We start from the raw sequence: 19,487 nt of genomic DNA on the forward strand, positions 1-19,487 counted from the left end.
CGACGGATACAGAGACGACGACAGATACAGATAGGCGGCGACCGCCATGGGACTTGTGACCTTGGGCCTGCCCACACCGGGACAGTTGCGCGGCCGCTGGGCGGCGTTCGCGGCGGTCTGCGCCGCCGGGGGGCGGGGAGGCATGTGCCGCGCCGACGGCTCCGTGTGGCACTTCGACGACAGTGGCGGCAACTGGTTGGAGCTGTATCACCTCGGCGCAGGCCGCGCCGTGTTGGTCGGCCACGACCACGAGTATTCGCAGACGTACTTCGACGCCGCTGCCGAGTACTTCGGTGAGGAAGAGACCGACCTGCTTGCCGACGCGCCGGACTGGTGGGAGCCCGTGGTGCGTCGAACCCTGGACGCGGATCTTTACGTGGGCTTCGTCTACGGCTTCGACGCCGACGGCTGGCGGCGCGCCGAGTACAGCCTCGACGACGGGTTCCACAGCGTGGACCTGCCCGCCCTGACCGTCGAGAGAACCCGCGAGAGCATCGTCGGGTTCACCCGGACCGCCCCGGGACTCGACGGTACGGCCGCCCGCCAGGACGCCATCGACGCGCTGATCGCCGCGGACGGCGACATCACGGAAGAACACGTGGCTGCTGTCATCGGGAAGGGCGGCCCGGGCGCCGTGGCGGGCGCGGCCGCGGGCAGGAAGTTCCTGACGGCCTGATCCGAGGGCGCCGAGGCATTCCCGGATGCGGTGATGACCCGGTCTTCGTCAGTGCCAGTCCCGGGCGTCGTACACATACACCACCAGAGCATGGCCCTCGAGGCGCGAAGCGGTGCGAGCGAGCGCCATGGCAGCGCCGTGGTCGTAGGCGTCCGCCGGTGCGGTCGTCGCAGTCGGCGAGGTCATGACCTGATACCCGCAGACACTGCGACGCCAGTTGTCCAGGTACAGCGTCTCGTCGGCAGGCCGCTCCACCGGGTCGACGCGGGGGTCTCGGTGGAGCACCTGCCATTCCCGTACGACGTCGCCGTGCCGGAGAATGGCCACCTTCTGCGCCATCCGCAGGATCTTGTAGCCCCAGGGGATCGATACGTGCAGATCAGGGTCGTCGAACCTGGCGGGGTCGGTGAACGCGTACGTCGGTCGGTGGCCGCCGAAGAGTACGTATTGGGTGTCGGTCCGCACGCTGGTGAACGGATCGATACGGTCCGCCTCCGCTGGCGGGTACGGCCAGTAGTCCATGCTGCCGATCCTGCCAGCGACTGGGCGCGAGCACTTCTCCTCGCCCGGGGGCCCGCAGCGGTGGCCGCCCTGCCGGATACCTGCTGCCTTTGAGTAGGCGTACTCATCCGGGCCCGCAGGCCGGGCTCGTATCGTCGGCCAGTCCAAGCCGGGAGGAGCCGTCCAGACCTACACCCTCACCTCCGCCACCGGCCGCTACCTCCGCCTGAAGGCCACCAGGCTGGGCACGCCCGCCTCCGACGAGACCAGCAGGTACCGCCTGCAGTTGGCCGAGATCGGCATCAAGTGATGAAAACGATTATCATGAGGTATCTTCGACGCGTTCCGGGACCATGAGAAGAAGCGAGGGCATCGATGCTGGGCTCATCGTCGAGATTCATCCGAAACTGGATCACCGCGGCGATAGTGGGTTCTGTCCTGGTCGGATGTGGCACATCCACCGAACCCGCGAGTGAAGAGGCCGCAGCGGCCGACCCGAAGACCGACGTCACCGTGCAACCCATCAAGGCGGCACGTCAGTTGACCGACGCGAACGGCGTCAAGGTCTCCCTGGAGCAGGACCCGCAGCGCATCGTCTGCCTGTTCGCGCTCTGCGACGACATCCTGACCGAGCTGGGCATCGTCCCCACGGCCACGAACAGCGCCCTGCTGGCCCACCCCGAATTTCTGGGGGAGGAGAAGGCGAAGCAGGTCGACGTCATCCCCGGCGGGTTCATCGCGCCCGAGGTGGAGGCGATCCTCTCCCACAAGCCCGATCTCGTGATCGGTCTCGAGGACACCCACGGCAAGCTTGCCCCGGCCCTGAAGGACGCCACCACGTTCTGGCCCATGCAGCCCGAGAAGTGGCAGGACAGCGTCGGTTACCTGCGCGACGTCGCCGCGCTCACCGGCCGTACCGCCGAGGGCGAGAAGGCCGAGAAGACCTTCCGCACCAAGCTCGCCGACGTGGAGCGGACCAAGAGCGACAAGACCGCGATCGTCATCTACGGCAGCGACGAGAACTTCGGTGTCGCCACCCCGGGGACGGACGTAGCCGCCGGACTGTTCCCCAAGCTGGCCGACTACCCCTGGAAGTCCCGTGGTGTGGAGGGTAGTTACAGTCTCGAGGAGATCCTCGCGCGGGACGTCGACGTGCTGTTCGTCGAGACGATCAGCTTCGGCGAGCCGGACGGCAAGCTGTCGGAGAAGCTGGCGAAGAACCCGCTGTGGGGGAAGATCCCGGCCGTCAAGAACGGGGACGTCCACGAGGTGAACTCCGAGGTGTGGGCCAAGGGCCGGGGCACCCGCTCGCTGGGCATCGTCCTCGACGAGGCCACGGCCGCCCTGCGGTGAGTGCACCGACCGCGACCAGAACCGCGGCCGGTGACGCGACTTCGGGCGGGCGGCCCGTACGGTTCCTGCGCCCCAGCAGCTGGTGGCAACTCCTCGTAGTCACCGCGCTGTTGGTCGCGGCGTCCGCCTGCATGCTGAGCCTGGGCACGCCCTACGTCCCACTGCACCTCTTGCCCGCGGCACTGCTGGAAGGGGACAGTACGCTCGCCGGGGTCGTCGTCACCGAACTGCGCGTGCCCCGGCTGGTGCTGGCGCTGATCGCCGGGGCCTGCCTGGGCGCGGCAGGGCTCGTGCTGCAGGAGGCGCTGCGCAACCCCCTGGCGGTCCCCGAGATGCTGGGCATCTCCTCCGGCGCCGCGCTCGGGGTCGCCGCGCCCCTGGTGCTGGCGGTGTCCATCCCCGCCGCCGCTCAGCCCCTGCTGGCCATCGGCGGGGCCGCGCTCGGCGGCGGACTCACGCTGCTCGCCGCCGGCTTGGGGCGCAGCCCGTCCGCCGTACTGCTCACCGGGGCTGCGGTCGCCGCCGCCCTGCAGGCCGCGCTGCTCGTACTCATGGTGATGGCCGACCAGTTGGACCTCCAGCTGATCTACCGGTACCTGCTCGGCTCGCTCTCCGCCCGTACCTGGGACGACGTCACCGGGCTGTGGCCCTGGCTGCTCGTCGCGGTGCCCGCGCTCGTGCTGTGCGCGCCGGTGCTGTCGGTGCTGCGGCTGGGGGACGAGGACGCTGAGGCGTTGGGCGTCCGCGTACAGCGTGCCCGGTTCGCCGCGCTGGCCATCGCCGTCCTGCTGATCGCGCCCGTGACGGCCGTGTGCGGTCCGGTGGCGTGGGTCGGGTTCCTCGCCCCGCATCTGGCGCGACGGCTCAACCCGGCGGCGGACGCGGTGCGTTGGCTGCCCTGGTCGGCTGCGTGGGGCGCCGTCGTGGTGGCCGTCGCCGACGTCCCGGCCCGCCTGGCACTGGCGCCCGTGGAGACACCGGTCGGCGCCTGGACGTCCCTGTTCGGCGTGCCCGTCGGTGTCGCCCTGCTCCGGTCGGGAAAGCGGAGGCCGAAGTCTCCCCGGCCGGACGGTCCTTCCGGCACCCGCCTCCCGTCCGGTGGGGCGACCGCGTCGGAGGAGGCCCGGTGAGCCGGCGTTTCGCGGTGCTCGCCGTACTCCTCGTCGTGTGCGCCTGCGGGGGACTGCTGGCCGGTCGCGGTATCTCCCCGGCCGTGGTGTGGGAGGTCCTCGGCGGGGGCGGTGACGCGACGGAGCGGCACATCCTGCTCCAACTCCGCCTGCCCCGCCTGCTGGTGTCCCTCGGCGCGGGGGCGTGCCTCGGCGTGGCGGGCCTGGTCCTGCAGTCCGCGCTGCGCAATCCGCTCGCCGGGCCCGAGGTCACGGGCGTGACTCCGGGTGCGGTGCTCGGGGCCGTCACCGCGACCGGTCTGGGACTGGCGGGCTGGGAATCGCCCCTCGCCGTCGTCGTCGCCGCGTGCGTGGGCGGGTGCACCGGAGCCGCGTTGCTGTGGCTGCTCACCGGGCGCGGCCGGGGTGACCCCGCACAGATCGCCGTGCACGGGGTGCTCGTGTCGGCGGTGCTCGGCGGGCTCACCGCCATGGTGCTGCTCGTCGCGCCGGGTGAGCTCGGCAGTGTCGTCCAGTGGCTCGTCGGCACGACGGAGGGCCGGGTGTGGCAGCACTGGCATCTGTTGTGGCCCTGGGCGTTGGCCTGGGGCGCGATGGCGTGGCTGATGACGGGACCACTGACCCTGCTGCGCTGCGGTGACGAGATCGCCGGTGCGGCCGGACTGTCCGCCGCGCGTGCCCGAACCCTCGCCCTGTTGTGCGCCGTGGCGCTGACAGCGGGCGCGGTGGCCGCCGTGGGAGCGCTGGGTTTCGTCGGGCTGCTCGTACCGCACCTCGCTCTCGCCGTGTTCGGCGCGGACCTGCGGCTGACGCTGCCCGGTGCCGCCCTCGTGGGGGCGGCCGTGGTGTCCGGGGCGGACGCGGCGGCACAGCTCGCCTCGCGGCTGCTCGCGGTCGCGCTGGACTCCGACCGGCTCACGCTGCCGGTCGGCGCGCTCACCACCTGCCTCGGAGCCGTGCTGCTGCTGATCGTCGTACGCCGGGCGCCGAGCCGAACGTTCTGATGTCGACGAAGGACAGAACATGACCGAACCCGTGGGTATCCGCGCCGAGGGAGTCCACTTCGGCTATCCCGGCCACCCCGTGCTGCGCGGCGTCGACGTGAGCGTCGAACCGGGCGAGCTGACCGCTCTCATCGGCCTCAACGGCTGCGGCAAGTCGACCCTGTTGCGGCTGGCCGCCGGCCTGCTGCGGCCGGACGAAGGGCGCGTCCTGCTCGGCGGCGACGACGTGGCCGGGCTTTCCCGGCGCGCCACCGCCCGGCGGGTCGCGCTGCTGCACCAGTCGGCCCCGGCCGTCCCCGGCATGACGGCCCGTCATCTCGTACGGCAGGGACGGTACGCGGCACGCGGCCCCCTCGGCATGCTGCGCGAGGGCGACGACCCGGTCGTACGGCGTGCGCTGCGCGACGTCGGCGTGGAGCAGTGGGCCGACCGGGACGTGGACGCGCTGTCGGGGGGCGAGCGGCAGCGGGTTCGGCTCGCGATGGCGCTCGCCCAGGACACCCGCGTGCTGCTGCTCGACGAGCCGACCACCTACCTGGACCTGCATCACCAACTCGATGTGCTGCAGACCGTGGTGCGGCTGCGTGAGGAGCGCGGCCTCACCGTCGTGATGGTGCTGCACGACCTGGCCCACGCGGCCCGGTTCGCCGAGCGGATCGTCGCCCTGCGGGACGGCGTTGTGGTGGCCGACGGGACGCCGAAGGAGGTCGTCACCCCCGGGCTGCTCGCGGATGTGCTCAAGGTGGCGGGCCGGGTCGGCCAGGACCCCGAGGGCGGATGGCCGGTGTGTTACCCGGATCACCCTCTCCACGGACTTGAGAAGGACTGGATCGTCCACGGCCTGGCCCTCGGCGCCACCCACTCCGAAGAGGGGACCTCGTGATCGTCCACCCCGAGCTGCGCCGCGCCGCACGGCATGCCCAGCGCCCCCTGCTCGCGGCCACTGTCCTGCAAGGGGCCGTCACCCTTGCCCACCTCGCGCAGGCGGTGCTGCTCGCGTTTGCCCTCGCCGACGTGGCCCGGGGCGACGCGGACCGGCTCCCGCTGCTCCTCGGCGGGGTGCTCGGCGTCGTCGCCGCCCGCGCGGGGCTCGGTTACTGGCAGCGGCGTACCGCCACCCGTGCCGGGGCGCGGGTCCGGGTGCGGTTGCGGGACGAACTCCTCGCCCACCTCGGGCGGTTGGGACCCGCGCACTTGACGACCGCGCGCGCCGGAGCGGTGCGCACCACCCTCGTCGACGGAGTCGAGGGCGTCGACGCCTACGTCTCCCGCTACCTGCCGCAACTCCTCATCACCCTCACGGTGCCGCCCCTGCTGCTCGCCGCCCTGGCCGCCGTAGAACCGGTCGCCCTCCTCGGCCTCGTACCCGCCCTGCTGCTCGGTCTGTTCGGCCCACGTGCCTGGGACCGGCTCCTCGCCAAGCGCGGCAAAGAGCACTGGGACACGTACGAGGGACTGGGCGCCGACTACCTCGAAGCGCTGCAGGGCATGCCCGCGCTGCGGGCCGCGGGCGCCGTCGGACGCACCCGCGAACGGCTGGAGGAACGCTCGGCGGCGCTGCACCGGGCCACCGTCGCCAAGCTCCGCGTGTCACTGGTCGACACCGGACTCACCGACCTGGCCATCCAGGGCGGCACCGTGGCCGCCGCGCTGCTCGCCTGCTGGTCGGCCGTCACCGGATCCACCACGCCGACCGGCACCTATCTGGTGCTGCTCCTGGCCTCCGAGTGCTTCAGGCCCGTACGCGACCTGTCCCGCGAGTGGCACGCCGGGTACCTGGGAGTGTCGGCCGCCGACGGACTCGCGGCACTGCGCACCGCCGAACCCCAGGTCCCCGACACCGGAACGGAACGAGCGCACTGGCCGGATCCGCCCCAAGTACGCTTCGAGCAGGTCGAGTTCAGCTACGACGGCGCCGAGGCACCCGCCCTCCGCGAGGTCACCTTCACCGCCGAGGCGGGGCACACCACCGCCATCGTCGGCCCTTCCGGCGCCGGCAAGTCCACCCTGCTCGCCCTGCTGCTGCGCCACCGCGACCCGCAGCAGGGCCGGATCACCGTTGACGGCCACGACGTGGCCGAGTACGCACTCGACTCACTGCGGCAGGGCATAGCCGTCGTCTCCCAGGAGACCTACCTCTTCCACGCCACCATCGCCGGCAACCTGCGCCTGGCCCGGCCGGCCGCCACGGACGACGAACTGGTCCGCGCGGCACGCACCGCCGGCATCCACGACGAGATCGCCTCCCTCCCCGACGGCTACGCCACCGTGCTCGGCGAACGGGGCGCCACCCTGTCCGGCGGACAACGCCAGCGCCTCGCCCTCGCCCGGGCCCTGCTGGCCGACGCCCGGGTGCTCGTGCTCGACGAGGCCACCAGCTCGGTGGACGAACGCCGGGAGGCTCATATCGTCCGCGAACTGCTGGACGCCGCGGGCGGCCGGACCGTCCTGCTGGTCGCCCACCGCCTCGCCGCCGTCCAGCACGCCGACCGCATCGTGGTGCTCGACGGCGGACGCGTGGACGCCATCGGTGAACACGCCGAACTCATCGACGCCGGGGGCGTCTACGCAGAGCTCGTCAAAGCGGGTCGCACCTACGAAGGAGGGCTCGCCGCATGAGCAGCACCATCGACACTCAGGCTCATGGGGCCGTGCCCCCGCAGGGCTCCCTGCGCGCCCTGCTGCCCGCCCTCGCCGGGCACCGCGTCATGATGGCCCGCACCTGCGCCGCCGCACTCGTCGAACAGGGCTCGCTGGTGGCGCTGTTGACGCTGGCCGCGCACAGCGTCGGAACCGCCGTCATCGAGGACCGCGCCCCCTCGGCCGGCACGGTCACCGCGCTGGTCGCCCTCGTCCTCGTACGCGCCCTGATGACCTGGCGCGAGATGGACCTCTCGCACGACCTGGCCTACCGGGTGCTGGCCGAACTGCGCGTACGGGTCTTCGACGGGCTCGCCCGCAGCGCGCCCGCCCGCGTGGCCGGCAAGCGCAGCGGGGACCTGGCCGCCACCGCGATGGCCGACGTGGAGGCACTGGAGTTCTTCTACGCCCACACCACGGCCCAACTCCTCGCATCCGGCGTGGTGTTCACCGGTGGAGCCGCCGCGCTGGCCACGGTGGAGCCCTGGCTGCTGGTGGCGGTGCTGCCGGTCGCCGCGCTGCTCGCCGTGGCTCCCTTCGCCGATGCACGTGGACGTGCGGCGCGCGGGGCCCGGACCAGGACGGCCGCCGCGAAGCTGTCGGCCGACACCGTGGACACCGTCGACGGGCTGCGGGAACTGCTCGCCTTCGGAGGGCTGGCCAAGCGGCGCGGTCAACTCGCCGAACAGGGACGGAGGGTGGGCCAGGCCCAGCGCGCCGAGGCCACCTGGGAGGCCATGGCCGCCGCCGTACGCGACCTCCTCATCGTCCTCGCGGTCGTGGGCGTGGTGGCCGCCGCGGCGCAGTCCGTGACCTCGGGGCGGTTGCACGGGGCGTGGACCCCGGCTGCGATGGCCCTCGCCCTGTCGGTGCTGGGCCCGGTCGCCGAGTCGGCCAGGGCGCTGAGCCAGGCCGTGGGTCTGCGTGCCGCGGCCGCCCGCGTCGACGCGGCGGTGAAAGCCCCCTCTCTCGCCCCGCCGCCTGCCTCGCCCCGCCCGCTCCCGCCAGGCCCGCTGGGCGTACGGCTGCACGGGGTGAGCTTCGACTACGGGGGGCAACTCGTGCTGGACGGGATCGAGTTGACGGTTCCTGCCGGGCAGACCCTCGCTCTGGTCGGAGTCTCGGGGGCCGGCAAGTCGACCTGCGCCCACCTGCTGGCCCGCTTCTGGGACCCGTCCGAGGGAGCCGTCCACCTGGTGCCCCGCGACGGCGACCCGATCGACCTCCGCGAAGCGGCCGACACCGAACTGCGCCGTACCGTCGCCGTCGTGGGTCAGGACACTCCCCTGTTCCACGGCACCCTCACCGAGAACCTGCGCCTCGTCGCACCCGACGCGGACGACGAACTCCTCGCCGAGACCGCCCGGTTGTGCGGCGTCGACGGGATCGCCCCCCTGCACTCCCTCGTCGGCGAGCGCGGCGCCACCCTCTCCGGCGGCCAGCGCGCCCGTATCGCTCTCGCCCGCGCCCTGCTGGCCGAGCCCAGGGTCCTCGTGCTGGACGAGACCACCGCCCACCTGGACAACGCCGGCGACGCCCAACTCGCCACCGCGCTCGCCCAGGGCAACCGTACGACCCTCGTCATCGCACACCGCCCCGCGACCATCCGCCGCGCGGACCGTATCGCCGTACTGGAATCCGGCCGCATCGTGGAGGAGGGCACCTGGGACGACCTGACCGCCCGCCCCGACGGCGCGCTCAACCGCGTACTGACCGTCACGCCGTCCTGAACGCCAGGCCGACCGGTCAGCGCACTCGCCGCTCTTCGAGCGGTGTGGCCCGCAGTCGTGCGGTGGCGTCGCTCGGCAGGTGGGGGGTATGGCCCACGAGCCGGGCGGAGTTGGCGACGACGGCGATGCTGCTGGTGTTGTGGAGCAGGGCGGCCAGGACAGGGTTGATGGAGCCGCCTGCGCCCGCGACGAGGCCGGCGAGGTTCACGCCGATGGACAGGGTGTAGTTCTGCCGTACGACGCGCAGGGTGTGCCGGCTGAGCTCGACGACGGCGGCGACATTTCGCAGGTCGTTTCCGGCCAGGGCGATGTCGGCGGTTTCCAGCGCGACATGGGAGGAGTGGGCGCCCATGACGATGCCGACGTCGGCGAGTGCCAGTGCGGGGGCGTCGTTGGTGCCGTCGCCGACCATCGCCACGCTGTGCCCCTCCGCCTGGAGGTCGCGGATCAGCTGGAGCTTGGCCTCGGGCAGCGCATGGGCGTGCACCTCCGTGATGCCGAGGGTGTCGGCGACGGCCTGGGCGGTCTCCGGTGCGTCGCCGGTCAGCAGCACGATGCGGGTCACCCCGAGGTCGGTCAGCTGGCGGACGACGGTGTCGGCTCCGCCGCGTACCGCGTCGGACAGGCCGAGCATGCCGATCAGCTTCTCGTCGTGGGCGAGGCAGATGACGGTCTCGCCGCCGGCGCGCAGCCGGCTGGTCCATGCCTCGGCCACTTCTGAGAGTTCCAGGCCGTGCCGGCGCAGCAGGGCGGGGCTGCCCACCAGCAGGCGGGTGCCGTCGAGTTCGGCGCGTACGCCCATGCCGAGTACGACCTCGCAGGCCTGGTGGATCGGGATGTGCAGGTGCTGTTCCTCGGTACGCCGGACGATGGCCTCGGCGAGCGGGTGCCGTGCGTGCAACTCGCCGGAGGCCGCCAGGCTCAGCACCTGGTCGGCGGTGACCGTCTCGTCGAGCGTCACCACGCTGGTGACCAGAGGGCGGCCGAGCGTGAGGGTGCCGGTCTTGTCGAAGACCACGGCGGTGACGCGGCCGATCCCTTCCAGGTGGGTGCCGCCCTTGATGAGGGTGCCCCTGCGGGCGCCGTTGCCGATGGCCGCGCTGATCGCGGTCGGGGTGGCCAGGCCCGCGGCACACGGGCAGGCGATCAGCAGCATGGTCATCGCCCGCCGGGCGTCGCGGGTCAGGATGTACGTGATCCCGGCGAGGGCGAACGAGACGGGCACGAAGCGGCGCGTGAAGGCGGCGGCGACGGTCTGGATCGGGGCCCGGTCGGCCTGCGCCTCCTCGACCCGGCTGATGATCCGCCCGACGACCGTGTCCTGTCCGACCGAGGTGGCCCGTACGGTCAGGGAGCCGGTGGAGACGAGGGTGCCCGCGTACACCTCGGTGCCGGGCTGCACGTACACCGGGAGCGCCTCGCCGGTGATCGCCGCCTGGTCCACCAGTGCCTCGCCGGACTCGGCGGTGCCGTCGACGGGGATGCGGTGGTGTTCGTAGACCGCGACCACGTCCCCGGCCCTGACCTCCGTGAGGTCGACCTCCACCTCCACGCCGTCGCGGACCAGCCAGACCCGCTCCTCGCCGATGGAGAGCAGTTCCTCGATGGCGCGCCGGGTCCGCCGCAGGGTGATGGCCTGCAGGAACTCGCCGATGTTGAGCAGCCACAGCACCATCAGCGCGACCACGTTCTCGCGCAGGACGAGTGAGATGACGGTCGCCGTGGTCACCAGCAGGTCGGTGCCCACGTGGCGTCTGCCGCCGAGGGTGCGTGCGGCGCCGCGGAAGAACGGCAGTCCGGTGAAGACGGTGACCGCACCGAGGAAGCCGGCCGAGCCCGCCGGGGTCCACGGGGGCCGGCCGAGCAGTCGCCGCAGTCCCAGCAGGGCGAGCACCGCACCGCCGACCACCAGCCGCGCGACCTCCCCCGTGGAGGAGTCGGGCACGGAACGGCTGGCTCTGGCGGGCACTCCCGGCGGCGGCGCCTCGGCGAGGGCGGCGACCAGCCGGTCCACGTCGACCAGGCCGGGCTGGACCCAGACGATCACGGCACCGGTCCGCGGGAAGATACGCAGCGCCCGGAAACCCGGCAGATCAGTAAACCGCTCATCGACGAGCCCGGCGCACCCGGGCCGCGCCCGCAGCCAGGGAACCATCAGCCGTACGCGGCCCGCGGCGGCGGACCGCACCACCACCCCGGAGTCGACGGCCGGACCGGGAACAGCGACGTCGCCGGGTACGGACGTGCCGGACATGGCGACCACCTCTCAGATGCCCTCTAGTGCTCGTGGGCGTGCTCCTCGACACCGACCGCCGAGGGCGGCGGCGCCTCCTCACCCAGCTGCTCCCTGGCCTCCGCCAGCAGGTCTCCGGCCTTCAGACGGGCCTCCTCGGCAGCCTCCCCGAGCCGCCGCCCCGTCGTGATGCCGCCGGCGATTCCGCTGACCAGAAGCCTGCGGGCCGCGGGTTTCGCCTTGGGCGCGACCTTGGCGGCTCCCCGCAGAACCAGGACCCCGGCGGTTCCGGACAAGGCGTAGTGCGTGATGCGGCCCAGGACGGCACCTGTCACAGCGGCGGGATTCATCTTGGTCTCCTTCCGCGGAGCGGGTTCGACCGTCTTCGACGCGGTACGTCCATTCTCGTCCCATGGCGGACATCGCGCATCAGCCGTATCGGTATCGACGCCAGATTCCGCAGGTAGAGCCGGAGTCCCTGGGTGGGTACCCCGGAGCGAGGCCCGCCCGGGGCTCGCGAGAAGGTGGGGACCAACGGTGTCTCACCCCCCAACTTCCAAGGACACGACCGAAAATGACGAACCGTCCGACGCGCGGAAATCCATCCCGCAGGACTCTGCTCGGCGGGACCTTGCTGAGCGGCGTCGCGCTGGCCGTAGGAGCGACCGGGACCGCACAGGCAGCGTCCGCCGGAGGCCGCCCCTCCCACACCGGCCGAGCAACGATCCCCGAGCGGTACACCGCGATCCCCGTCGCCCCCGGCGGTGGCCCCACCCTCACCGACCGTGTACACGTCCTCAAGATCGGTCCCCGGAACGCCGCCACCGTGCTGGTGCTGGTGCCAGGGATGTTCGGGGCCGCCAATGATTTCCGGCTCATGGCGAGAGACCTGGTCGCGGCCGTGCCCGGGGTGCAGGTGTGGGCATTCGACCGGAGGGAAGAGAACCTGTCGGACCGGACCGGGTTCGGCCGGTCCGACCCCGCTTCCTACTACCTCGATGGTCACTATCGCTCCCAGGACCCGGCCGCTTCCGCCTTCGCCGCCACGTGGGGACTGGCACTCACCCTCGACGACCTCCGAGCGGTCGTGCTCGCCGCCCGGGCCGGCGGGAGTCGGCGCGTGGTGCTGGGTGGTCACTCCTGGGGCGCTACCAGTGCACTGGCGTACGCCGCCTGGGACTTCGCGGGGCACCCCGGGTTCCGTGATCTGGCCGGCCTCGCAGTGATCGACGGCGGGGTGCTCGGGGCATTCGACGGGACCGGTACGCCCGTGCAGGACTCGCCGGAGGAGGTCCGGCAGCGACTCGCGGCGATCGACGGTGGGGCTGTGTTCGACATGACCCTGACCGGGGTCGGGCTGGGCGGCCGGGCTGAGAGCACTCAGATCTGGTACCAGCTCGCCGGATGGTACGCCCAGCAGAATCCGGGCGCCCGCTCCGTGCTCCAGCCCCGGTTGCCGGACGCCCTGCGGCCCTCGTTCCCGGTCAGCAACGCGGCCCTGCTCGGCCTCCTCGTCGACGCCGGGTTCGGCTGGCCCAACGACATCACCGTCCACTCGGGGCACTTCGCCGAGAGCGCGGACAGCGATGGCGTACGTGGCTGGGTCGATGCGGGGATCACGCCGATCTCGCGCGTCGCCGAGGCGTACGCCGGTCCGGTGCCGGGCGTCTGGGAGTGGTACTGGCCCGCCCGGCTGTCCGTGGACCTCGACGTCGCCGACGTCTACGCCGACACCGATCTCGCCCGTTCCCTGGGCCTGCGCCTGCACCACGGCACCGGGATCGACGTACCGCTCTACGCCTTCAGTACCAGCTACTCGAAGGGCACGGTCCTGGAGGGGGCCCGCAAGGTCGCGGCCGACTCCAGAGTGCCGTACGGAGTCTACGAATCGGACAACGGCATGAATCACCTGGACCCGCTGTTCGCCGCACCGGCTCACAACACGATGACGCACACGCTCACGGAGTTCCTGCACAAAGTGCTCGCCACGTCCCGCTGAGGCGATGCGGGGGCTGGGCCAGGCAGCTGCTGTGGCGGTGAGAGGAGGGGGAGGCTGTTCATTCAGTGTCCTGTCCCGGATAACCGTTGGCATGATGAGGATCTGACCTGCTGTGCTTACGGTTGAGTAGAACGAGCGAGCCCTCTCCGTCCCGCTCAACCGTAGGCAGCCGCCTCTACTGCGTACATCACGGAAGTCCACTGATCGGCTCGGAGGTGGCATGCCCTTGCAGATGGAATTGGTCGCGATAACACTCGATTGCCCTGATCCGCCGGCTCTGGCGGCGTTCTATCAGCAGGCCACAGGTTTTGAACCGCACCCGAAGTCGGACGCCGACTTCGCCGGTCTCAACCGTGAGGACGGACTCCTCATCGGCTTCCAGCGGGTCGAGGACTACCGGGCTCCGAGTTGGCCTGACCAAATCTCCCCCCAGCAGCTTCACATCTGCTTCAAGGTCGCGGAGAGCCTGGACGAGGCCGAGGCCCGGCTGCTGGAACTGGGTGCGGGCAAGCCGGATCACCAGCCGCATGGGGACAGGGCACGGGTCCTCACCGATCCTGCTGGGCATCCCTTCTGCATCGTCCCGCGCTGATTGGCGTCCTGTCCGGGACGCCATGGCCGGGGCCATCCCGCTATGTGTGTGGGCAGTTCGAGGCCTGGCATGGGCCGGGGAGTCGGGTTCAGCAGAGGTGTCTTCGAGCCAGGATCTGGATTCCCTTTGATTCGTTCCCGTTCATCGTGGCGACGGTGATTCGGCGGGTGCTGGCGATCTTGAAGTCTGCGAGCAGGGAGAGGAACCAGTCGCTGGGGTGGTGGCGGCAGACTGCGCCGTCGCCGGTCTCGAACACTCCGTAGGTGCCGTAGCGTTCCGCGAACCTGGCATAACGGTCGCGGTTGCGCTCGTCGTCCTGCAGCAGCAGATCGCTGAGGTAGAGCATGCCGCCCGGCTTGAGCACGCGGCTCAGTTCGCCGACCAGCCGTCGTTGTGCGTCGTCGCCGGGTATGCAGGTCAGCACCGCGAAGAGGATGACCACGTCGATGCTCGCGTCCGGCTGGGCCAGCATCGGTGGTGTGTCCAGCACGGCGAAGCGCATCGTGGGATGCAGGGCGCGGGCCCGGGAGATCATCCTTGGTGAGGTGTCGACGCCGGAGAGGTTGGTGAAGCCCTGCTGTCCGAGGGCTTCCATGGTCCGGCCGTAGCCGCAGCCGTAGTCGAGGATTGCGGCATGCCGGTCTGTGCCGTCCAGCCATGGCAGGTGCAGCGGGTGCGTGAATGTCTTGGTCGTCGCGGCGGCGTCCCAGTAGGCGGTCTGGCTGTCGAGGCCGGACATGGCGGATACCTCCATCGGCGCCCTGGAATGGCGATCACGCTGCCATGGTCTCGGATGCTGTGGCCTGCCCTGCCGCGTCTCACTCAACTCCGGGCTGGCGGAACACTGCGGAACTTGCCTACAGACGATCGGGACTGCCTACACATCACGAGGACAGGACATTCGGGGCAGCCGTCGGGGTGGAACTCAACTCAGGGTCTCCCTCGCATCGTCCAGTTCACGGTCGAAGTCCCGGCCGTATGCCGGGGCGCCGTCGCTCGGGTTCAGGTGCTGCTTGAACAGGGACAGCCAGCGGGGCAGGTCGATTTCGGCTTGTACGGTTTTGCCGGGGGGTTCGCGGTCCAGGATCTCCCAGCGGTCGGCCAGCGCCTCGACGAGGCCGCGGCCGGAGTCGGCAAGGGGCTCCGGAGGCTTTACGGCGCTGGGGCCGGGCGGGCGCGCCTCGGTGCGGGTGTCGGTGACCTCGATGCGCAGGCTGCCCGGGATGAGGGAGAGGGGCAGTTCGAAGTCACGGCCGGGTACGCGACCGTGGGTGACCGCGTTGGACGACAGTTCAGCGACGATCACGGCGGCGGTGTCGGAGGCCCGGCTGCCGTGCGGGATACCCCAGTCGTGCAGCTGGTTCAGGGCGAGGTGCCGGGCGAGACGGGCGCCGAGCGGGGTGGCACTGAAGCGCTGGGTGAACACACGTACGGTGACGGGGTGTTGGCGGGTGGCCGGTGGTGTCATGTGCCCAATGTGACGGCCCGGAAGGGGACTTCACCAGGTCCGACCTGCGTACGCTGCGCGAGCGTACGCGGTCACGGGCTGGACAGTACTCATAACGTCCCGTAACCATGGTCGCCAAGGGTGAGCGCTGCTATGTCGTGTCTTCGCGCCGGGCTGCCTTGCGCTGCAGGGACTCCCGCCGCGAGCGCAGCTCCTTCTGTCGCTTCTGGCTTTCCTTGCGGCGCTTCGCGCGCTCGCGTGCGGCCGGACTCCTGAGCTTCGTGTGGTCCGGTAGCCACATCAGTGCCCACACCACCCCGACGATAAGGGCGATCACGATCACCCCCAAGACCGTCGCCAACGCAGGCGGCATGTCCGCAACGTCTGTGATCCGGTACCGGCCGATATTCAACGCCCCCGCCTCGTACTCCACTTCTGCGCGGCACCCTAACAGCGGACTGCTCCCAGGAAGGCCGAGGCCGCAAGCAGCCGCACCGCCCCTGTTGTCAGCCGCCGAAGACGCGACGCAGTCCGCCGGCCTTCTTCTCGGGCTTCTCGGGTGGATGATGACCTCGTCCTTGAAGCCCTGGTCCACCAGGGCCTTCTCCAGGCGCATCCCGCACCGCTCGGCCGCCTGTTGTCGTTCTCGGTCCGTCCAGCGGATCGTTCTGGTTGGTCGCAGGTCGGCCGCAACGGGCCGCTAGCCGATTATCGGTGTGACGCGCAACCTGAACTGTTTCAGGTACCCATGGCACCTGTGTTCAGAAGACAGTCAGGTGTGCCTGACCGGGCATGTACCCACCAGGGCGAAACGGGGAGCTGATTCCTTGTGCGTGTACGAGTGAACCGCAGGACGACCAAGCGCATGGCCGTCGTGGCGACGGCGGCCGCTGCCCTCGCCACTACCACGTTGGCCACGGCACCCACCGCTTCGGCTGATTCTTACAGAGGGTGCGACTGGCCGCGCGTCTGCTTCTATCTGACCTCCAGCGACTGGGTTGACGATGACCCCACGGCCGCGTACCAGGACGTCACCACCTCCTACCAGGATCTCGGCTCCCGGAGCCGAGGCGCCGACTACGTCACCAACACGCGCAACGACGACCGGGTCTACCTGCGCTACATCCACAATGGCACCGGTGCGACGTCCTACAAGTGCGTGCCTCCGAACCACTTCCAGTACTTCAGTAGTACCTTCACGGTGACCGGGATCCGCATCGACACCGCCTCCAGCTGCTGACGTAACTGACGGAGCTGCACCACGAGTTGCCGGCCCCGAGGGTCCAGCGACTCGGGCGGCGCCTTCCAACGCGCCATGCCCACCCCTTTTCGCACCCCGGTGTGTGCGTGGCTAAGCGCACGGAGACATGACCGCCCGAGCGCATGTTCCACACCTCTCGTGATCTCCCGTGCCTCTCGCCCTCACGGCACGCTCACGTCCCGCCACCGCTTCGTCCCGCGTGACTCAGCAGCTCAGGGCGGGACGCATCCCGCGTCGTCCCAACCGGGCCGGACTCTGTGGCTTGTTGGGATCACGACTTCCAACATGTCTGTCGTTCGAACGGACAGCACGGCTTGCCTGCGTCATCCGCCGAACACGACCGATGTCCAGATCGACCACACCTTTCTCCAGGAGTCTTCCATGGCACTCACCGCAACCCGCAGGCGCACCGCGATCGTGCTGGCCTCCGTCATCCTGCTGGGCGGTACGGCCACCGGCGGCGTCGCCGCCGCGGCCGAGACCGGCGCCACCGCTGCCGCGGCCTACCCGTGCAACGTGAGCATGAGCTCCAGCGGCCGGCTCTCTGCCGGCTACTACAACGGCAACACTGTCGTCCCCTCCTCCTCGCAGGTGACCGCCGCCGGTAAGGAAGCCCAGTGCCTCCTCCAGTACCAGGGCCACAATCCGGGGACCATCGACGGCATCTTCGGCCGCAACTCCCAGGCAGCGGCAAAGAAGTTCCAGGGCGTCGTCAACCACGCCTGCAACACCAACCTGGCCGAGGACGGCAAGGTCGGCCAGCAGACCTGGCCCTACCTGCGCCGGCTCTACTGCTGACCCAGCTGTGACATGGTGGTGCCCTCCTCCTCGCAGGTGACCGCTGCCGGCAAGGAAGCCCGGTGCCTCCTCCAGTACCAGGGCTACAGTCCGGGACCGATCACCTCGGCTATGAGAGGGCTTCCGGGCCAGGGCCGCTGTCCTGGCTCCAGCTACAGCGGAAGTCATCAGGCACGGTCCGGTCGGTGGCGTGGCGGGTGCGGCCGTAGTGATGCCAGAGGTCTGCGGTGGGGGTGGTCACCCGCTCCATCCTGGCGGGCGTGGCCAGGCCACGGGCCGGTTCGGCTGATTCTCACTCAGGCGCAGAACGCCCTCTCAGATTTCCGGCGCGAGCACCGTCAGCCGCAGCAGCGCGGCGATGACCAGGACCGTGGGGATGGCGTACCACCACTTGCGTAGCCACGTGGCCTTGATGAACAGCCACGTCAGCAGGGCCGTGACGGCCGAGACGACCAGGACGAGACCGGAAGCGAAGTTGGAGTGGGCGACGGTCTCGCTGTCCCAAGGGCCGGCCGGGTCGGCCAGGTAAGCAAGAAGCATGAAGTAGACCGCCACCAGATGCGGCAGTGCGAGGACGAGCCCGCAGACAGCGGAACCCATGCGGGCGCCAGGGCCCCGGCCTGTGGCTGCCTGGGGTGTCGTCTGGCGGGCGGGGCTGCTCACCGCATGGCCTCCTTGGCGTTGTCCAGTTTCTGATCGAAGCCCCGACCGTACGCTTGGGCTGCGTCGCTCTCGTAGTGCCCAATGCGGCGGCCAGGAAGGGCACTTCACCAGGTCCGCCCCGCGTACGCTGCGCGAGCGTACGCGGTTACGGACTGGACGCTATTCGTGACGTGCCGTAACGATGGGCGGGTTGGGTGTGTGCGGCGGGGCGGGTGCGCGGGAGGTGGCCAAGGGTGGCCGATGACACGGTCGGTACGGATGCCGGCGGGGCGGACGCGGACGGTACGCCGGCGGAGACGACGGCCGGGGTCCCGGCCACCTTCCGCGGTGAGCCGGAGTCCTCCGACAGCCTGCGCACGTTCGGCGCGGTGCTCCAGGCCCTGCGTGAGCATGCGGGGCTGAGCAGGCAGGAGTTCGCCGAACTGGTCCGGTTCTCCAAACACACGGTGGCGTCGGTGGAGTTGGGACGGCGGATGCCGGACCCGGCGCTCGTGGAGCGGTCGGAGGAGGCGACGGGGAACACGGGGGCGCTGCGGAAGTCGGTACGGCATCTGGCCCGGCAACCGGGGCTGGCGGCCTGGTTCCGGACGTGGGCTCGCCTGGAGGCGACGGCGATCGCGCTGTACACGTACGAGTGCCGTCTGATTCCAGGGTTGTTGCAGACCGAGGCGTACGCGCGTCAGCTGTTCGTCGATGAGTTGCCGCCACTGGAGGACCACCAGATCGAGGCTCAGTGGGAGGCGCGGGCCGAACGGCAACGCTTGCTGCGGGAGCGCCCGAACACCGCGTTCAGCTTCATCCTCGAAGAGCAGTTGTTCCTGCGGCGAACGGGTGGAGTGGAGGTCACGCGGGAGCTCGTCGATCACGTGCTGGAGATGGCCGAGCTGCGGAACATCGAGATCCAGATCATGCCGTTGGTGCGGGAGTCCCATGCCGGGTTGCACGGCTCTGTGCAGTTGCTGGAAACTCCCGAGAACAAGTGGTTCGCCTACACCGAAGCCCCGGAAAGCGGCCAGCTCATCTCCGATCCCAAGGTCGTGAGCGTGCTCCAGAGGCGGTATGCCAGGATGCGTTCGCAGGCTCTCACCCTCGAAGACTCCGTGGGCCTGTTGCAGCGGATGCGAGGAGCGCTATGAGCACCAGCGAACTGACTTGGTTCAAGTCCAGCTACAGCAGCAGCGGTTCCGGCGACTGCGTCGAAGTCGCCACCTGCCCCGACACCATCCACGTCCGCGACTCCAAGGACAAGCAGGGCCCGCAACTCGCCCTCTCTCCCGTCGCCTGGACCGACTTCGTCTCGTACGCCGCCCAGGCCTGACCGTTCACAACACCGTGCCCCACACCCGGCCCCAACTCCGGTGCGGGGCACAGTCGTTCACTTGGCGATCTTCAGCAACTCCTCGAAACAGGCGTGTGCGGTTCGCATCTCCGCCTCGCGGTCGGCCTTGTAGAAGGGCACG

20 protein-coding genes are annotated in these 19,487 nt (G+C 70.5%); 13 read left to right on the forward strand and 7 right to left on the reverse strand.

The features are described 5' to 3' along the window. Window positions 1–46: 46 nt before the first annotated feature. Window positions 47–676, forward strand: coding sequence for a proteophosphoglycan 5 (locus tag ACYVO6_RS24250; protein WP_461064427.1), 630 nt, complete (start codon window positions 47–49; stop codon window positions 674–676). Window positions 677–724: 48 nt separating this feature from the next. Here ACYVO6_RS24250 and ACYVO6_RS24255 read toward each other — a convergent pair whose 3' ends face one another. Next, the gene (locus tag ACYVO6_RS24255) at window positions 725–1,198 is read right to left on the reverse strand and encodes a hypothetical protein (protein WP_461064429.1); all 474 of its coding nucleotides are present in this window, start codon (window positions 1,196–1,198) and stop codon (window positions 725–727) included. A gap of 354 nt (window positions 1,199–1,552) precedes the next feature. Here ACYVO6_RS24255 and ACYVO6_RS24260 point away from each other — a divergent pair, with 354 nt between their 5' ends. From ACYVO6_RS24260 to ACYVO6_RS24285, 6 genes are all read left to right on the forward strand, one after another. Further along, complete coding sequence (locus ACYVO6_RS24260) at window positions 1,553–2,530, forward strand: ABC transporter substrate-binding protein (RefSeq protein ID WP_461064431.1); 978 nt, start codon at window positions 1,553–1,555, stop codon at window positions 2,528–2,530. 131 nt (window positions 2,531–2,661) lie between these two features. Continuing rightward, window positions 2,662–3,660 carry a FecCD family ABC transporter permease gene (locus ACYVO6_RS24265; RefSeq protein ID WP_461064872.1) on the forward strand — a complete coding sequence of 333 codons (999 nt, stop codon included), beginning with the start codon at window positions 2,662–2,664 and terminating at the stop codon, window positions 3,658–3,660. After that, on the forward strand, window positions 3,657–4,664 hold the full coding sequence (locus ACYVO6_RS24270; RefSeq protein ID WP_461064433.1) for a FecCD family ABC transporter permease: 1,008 nt from the start codon (window positions 3,657–3,659) through the stop codon (window positions 4,662–4,664). The genes ACYVO6_RS24265 and ACYVO6_RS24270 overlap by 4 nt, the downstream gene beginning before the upstream one ends. A gap of 19 nt (window positions 4,665–4,683) precedes the next feature. After that, the gene (locus ACYVO6_RS24275; RefSeq protein ID WP_461064435.1) at window positions 4,684–5,547 is read left to right on the forward strand and encodes an ABC transporter ATP-binding protein; all 864 of its coding nucleotides are present in this window, start codon (window positions 4,684–4,686) and stop codon (window positions 5,545–5,547) included. After that, on the forward strand, window positions 5,544–7,283 hold the full coding sequence (locus tag ACYVO6_RS24280) for an ABC transporter ATP-binding protein/permease (RefSeq protein WP_461064437.1): 1,740 nt from the start codon (window positions 5,544–5,546) through the stop codon (window positions 7,281–7,283). Before ACYVO6_RS24275 ends, ACYVO6_RS24280 begins: the two co-directional genes overlap by 4 nt. Next, entirely contained in the window at window positions 7,280–9,034 is a 1,755-nt protein-coding gene (locus ACYVO6_RS24285) for an ABC transporter ATP-binding protein (protein WP_461064439.1), read from the forward strand. Before ACYVO6_RS24280 ends, ACYVO6_RS24285 begins: the two co-directional genes overlap by 4 nt. Before the next feature lie 16 nt (window positions 9,035–9,050). Here the strand turns inward: ACYVO6_RS24285 and ACYVO6_RS24290 are convergent, their stop codons facing one another. Together ACYVO6_RS24290 and ACYVO6_RS24295 are read right to left on the reverse strand one after the other, a co-directional pair. Beyond that, window positions 9,051–11,288 carry a heavy metal translocating P-type ATPase gene (locus ACYVO6_RS24290; protein WP_461064441.1) on the reverse strand — a complete coding sequence of 746 codons (2,238 nt, stop codon included), beginning with the start codon at window positions 11,286–11,288 and terminating at the stop codon, window positions 9,051–9,053. 23 nt (window positions 11,289–11,311) lie between these two features. Further along, a complete protein-coding gene (locus ACYVO6_RS24295; RefSeq protein ID WP_461064443.1) occupies window positions 11,312–11,617 on the reverse strand; it encodes a DUF1490 family protein in 306 nt (101 codons plus the stop codon). Window positions 11,618–11,841: 224 nt separating this feature from the next. Between ACYVO6_RS24295 and ACYVO6_RS24300 the strand changes: the two genes are divergently transcribed. Then, a complete protein-coding gene (locus tag ACYVO6_RS24300) occupies window positions 11,842–13,266 on the forward strand; it encodes an alpha/beta hydrolase (RefSeq protein WP_461064445.1) in 1,425 nt (474 codons plus the stop codon). 220 nt (window positions 13,267–13,486) lie between these two features. Then, window positions 13,487–13,858 carry a VOC family protein gene (locus tag ACYVO6_RS24305; protein WP_033318786.1) on the forward strand — a complete coding sequence of 124 codons (372 nt, stop codon included), beginning with the start codon at window positions 13,487–13,489 and terminating at the stop codon, window positions 13,856–13,858. An 88-nt stretch (window positions 13,859–13,946) separates the two neighbouring features. Here the strand turns inward: ACYVO6_RS24305 and ACYVO6_RS24310 are convergent, their stop codons facing one another. From ACYVO6_RS24310 to ACYVO6_RS24320, 3 genes are all read right to left on the reverse strand, one after another. Beyond that, window positions 13,947–14,597, reverse strand: a complete 651-nt coding sequence (locus ACYVO6_RS24310) for a class I SAM-dependent methyltransferase (RefSeq protein WP_461064448.1) — start codon at window positions 14,595–14,597, stop codon at window positions 13,947–13,949. A 186-nt stretch (window positions 14,598–14,783) separates the two neighbouring features. Continuing rightward, the gene (locus ACYVO6_RS24315) at window positions 14,784–15,326 is read right to left on the reverse strand and encodes an ATP-binding protein (RefSeq protein ID WP_461064450.1); all 543 of its coding nucleotides are present in this window, start codon (window positions 15,324–15,326) and stop codon (window positions 14,784–14,786) included. A gap of 130 nt (window positions 15,327–15,456) precedes the next feature. After that, the gene (locus tag ACYVO6_RS24320) at window positions 15,457–15,738 is read right to left on the reverse strand and encodes a hypothetical protein (RefSeq protein ID WP_461064452.1); all 282 of its coding nucleotides are present in this window, start codon (window positions 15,736–15,738) and stop codon (window positions 15,457–15,459) included. A 396-nt stretch (window positions 15,739–16,134) separates the two neighbouring features. Between ACYVO6_RS24320 and ACYVO6_RS24325 the strand changes: the two genes are divergently transcribed. Together ACYVO6_RS24325 and ACYVO6_RS24330 are read left to right on the forward strand one after the other, a co-directional pair. Beyond that, entirely contained in the window at window positions 16,135–16,545 is a 411-nt protein-coding gene (locus ACYVO6_RS24325; protein WP_461064454.1) for a hypothetical protein, read from the forward strand. Window positions 16,546–16,947: 402 nt separating this feature from the next. Further along, a complete protein-coding gene (locus ACYVO6_RS24330; protein ID WP_461064456.1) occupies window positions 16,948–17,364 on the forward strand; it encodes a peptidoglycan-binding domain-containing protein in 417 nt (138 codons plus the stop codon). A gap of 315 nt (window positions 17,365–17,679) precedes the next feature. Here the strand turns inward: ACYVO6_RS24330 and ACYVO6_RS24335 are convergent, their stop codons facing one another. Next, window positions 17,680–18,027 (reverse strand): hypothetical protein, encoded by a 348-nt coding sequence (locus tag ACYVO6_RS24335; protein WP_461064458.1) that lies wholly within the window; start codon window positions 18,025–18,027, stop codon window positions 17,680–17,682. 233 nt (window positions 18,028–18,260) lie between these two features. On the opposite strand from ACYVO6_RS24335, the gene ACYVO6_RS24340 reads away from it, so the two are divergent. Both ACYVO6_RS24340 and ACYVO6_RS24345 read left to right on the forward strand, forming a co-directional pair. Further along, on the forward strand, window positions 18,261–19,163 hold the full coding sequence (locus ACYVO6_RS24340) for a helix-turn-helix domain-containing protein (RefSeq protein ID WP_461064460.1): 903 nt from the start codon (window positions 18,261–18,263) through the stop codon (window positions 19,161–19,163). Continuing rightward, window positions 19,160–19,345: a DUF397 domain-containing protein gene (locus ACYVO6_RS24345; RefSeq protein WP_461064462.1), complete on the forward strand. Its 186-nt coding sequence runs from the start codon at window positions 19,160–19,162 to the stop codon at window positions 19,343–19,345. Before ACYVO6_RS24340 ends, ACYVO6_RS24345 begins: the two co-directional genes overlap by 4 nt. The last annotated feature ends 142 nt before the right edge of the window (window positions 19,346–19,487 follow it).

It is taken from the genome of Streptomyces pseudoechinosporeus, from assembly GCF_054783935.1.

What these genes read in the sequence shown, in the direction of transcription:
- ACYVO6_RS24250 (WP_461064427.1), top strand. Translation starts at nt 47, where the DNA reads ATGGGACTTGTGACCTTGGGCCTGCCCACACCGGGACAGTTGCGCGGC.
- ACYVO6_RS24255 (WP_461064429.1), bottom strand. Translation starts at nt 1,198, where the DNA reads ATGGACTACTGGCCGTACCCGCCAGCGGAGGCGGACCGTATCGATCCG.
- ACYVO6_RS24260 (WP_461064431.1), top strand. Translation starts at nt 1,553, where the DNA reads ATGCTGGGCTCATCGTCGAGATTCATCCGAAACTGGATCACCGCGGCG.
- ACYVO6_RS24265 (WP_461064872.1), top strand. Translation starts at nt 2,662, where the DNA reads ATGCTGAGCCTGGGCACGCCCTACGTCCCACTGCACCTCTTGCCCGCG.
- ACYVO6_RS24275 (WP_461064435.1), top strand. Translation starts at nt 4,684, where the DNA reads ATGACCGAACCCGTGGGTATCCGCGCCGAGGGAGTCCACTTCGGCTAT.
- ACYVO6_RS24285 (WP_461064439.1), top strand. Translation starts at nt 7,280, where the DNA reads ATGAGCAGCACCATCGACACTCAGGCTCATGGGGCCGTGCCCCCGCAG.
- ACYVO6_RS24290 (WP_461064441.1), bottom strand. Translation starts at nt 11,288, where the DNA reads ATGTCCGGCACGTCCGTACCCGGCGACGTCGCTGTTCCCGGTCCGGCC.
- ACYVO6_RS24295 (WP_461064443.1), bottom strand. Translation starts at nt 11,617, where the DNA reads ATGAATCCCGCCGCTGTGACAGGTGCCGTCCTGGGCCGCATCACGCAC.
- ACYVO6_RS24300 (WP_461064445.1), top strand. Translation starts at nt 11,842, where the DNA reads ATGACGAACCGTCCGACGCGCGGAAATCCATCCCGCAGGACTCTGCTC.
- ACYVO6_RS24305 (WP_033318786.1), top strand. Translation starts at nt 13,487, where the DNA reads ATGCCCTTGCAGATGGAATTGGTCGCGATAACACTCGATTGCCCTGAT.
- ACYVO6_RS24310 (WP_461064448.1), bottom strand. Translation starts at nt 14,597, where the DNA reads ATGTCCGGCCTCGACAGCCAGACCGCCTACTGGGACGCCGCCGCGACG.
- ACYVO6_RS24315 (WP_461064450.1), bottom strand. Translation starts at nt 15,326, where the DNA reads ATGACACCACCGGCCACCCGCCAACACCCCGTCACCGTACGTGTGTTC.
- ACYVO6_RS24330 (WP_461064456.1), top strand. Translation starts at nt 16,948, where the DNA reads ATGGCACTCACCGCAACCCGCAGGCGCACCGCGATCGTGCTGGCCTCC.
- ACYVO6_RS24345 (WP_461064462.1), top strand. Translation starts at nt 19,160, where the DNA reads ATGAGCACCAGCGAACTGACTTGGTTCAAGTCCAGCTACAGCAGCAGC.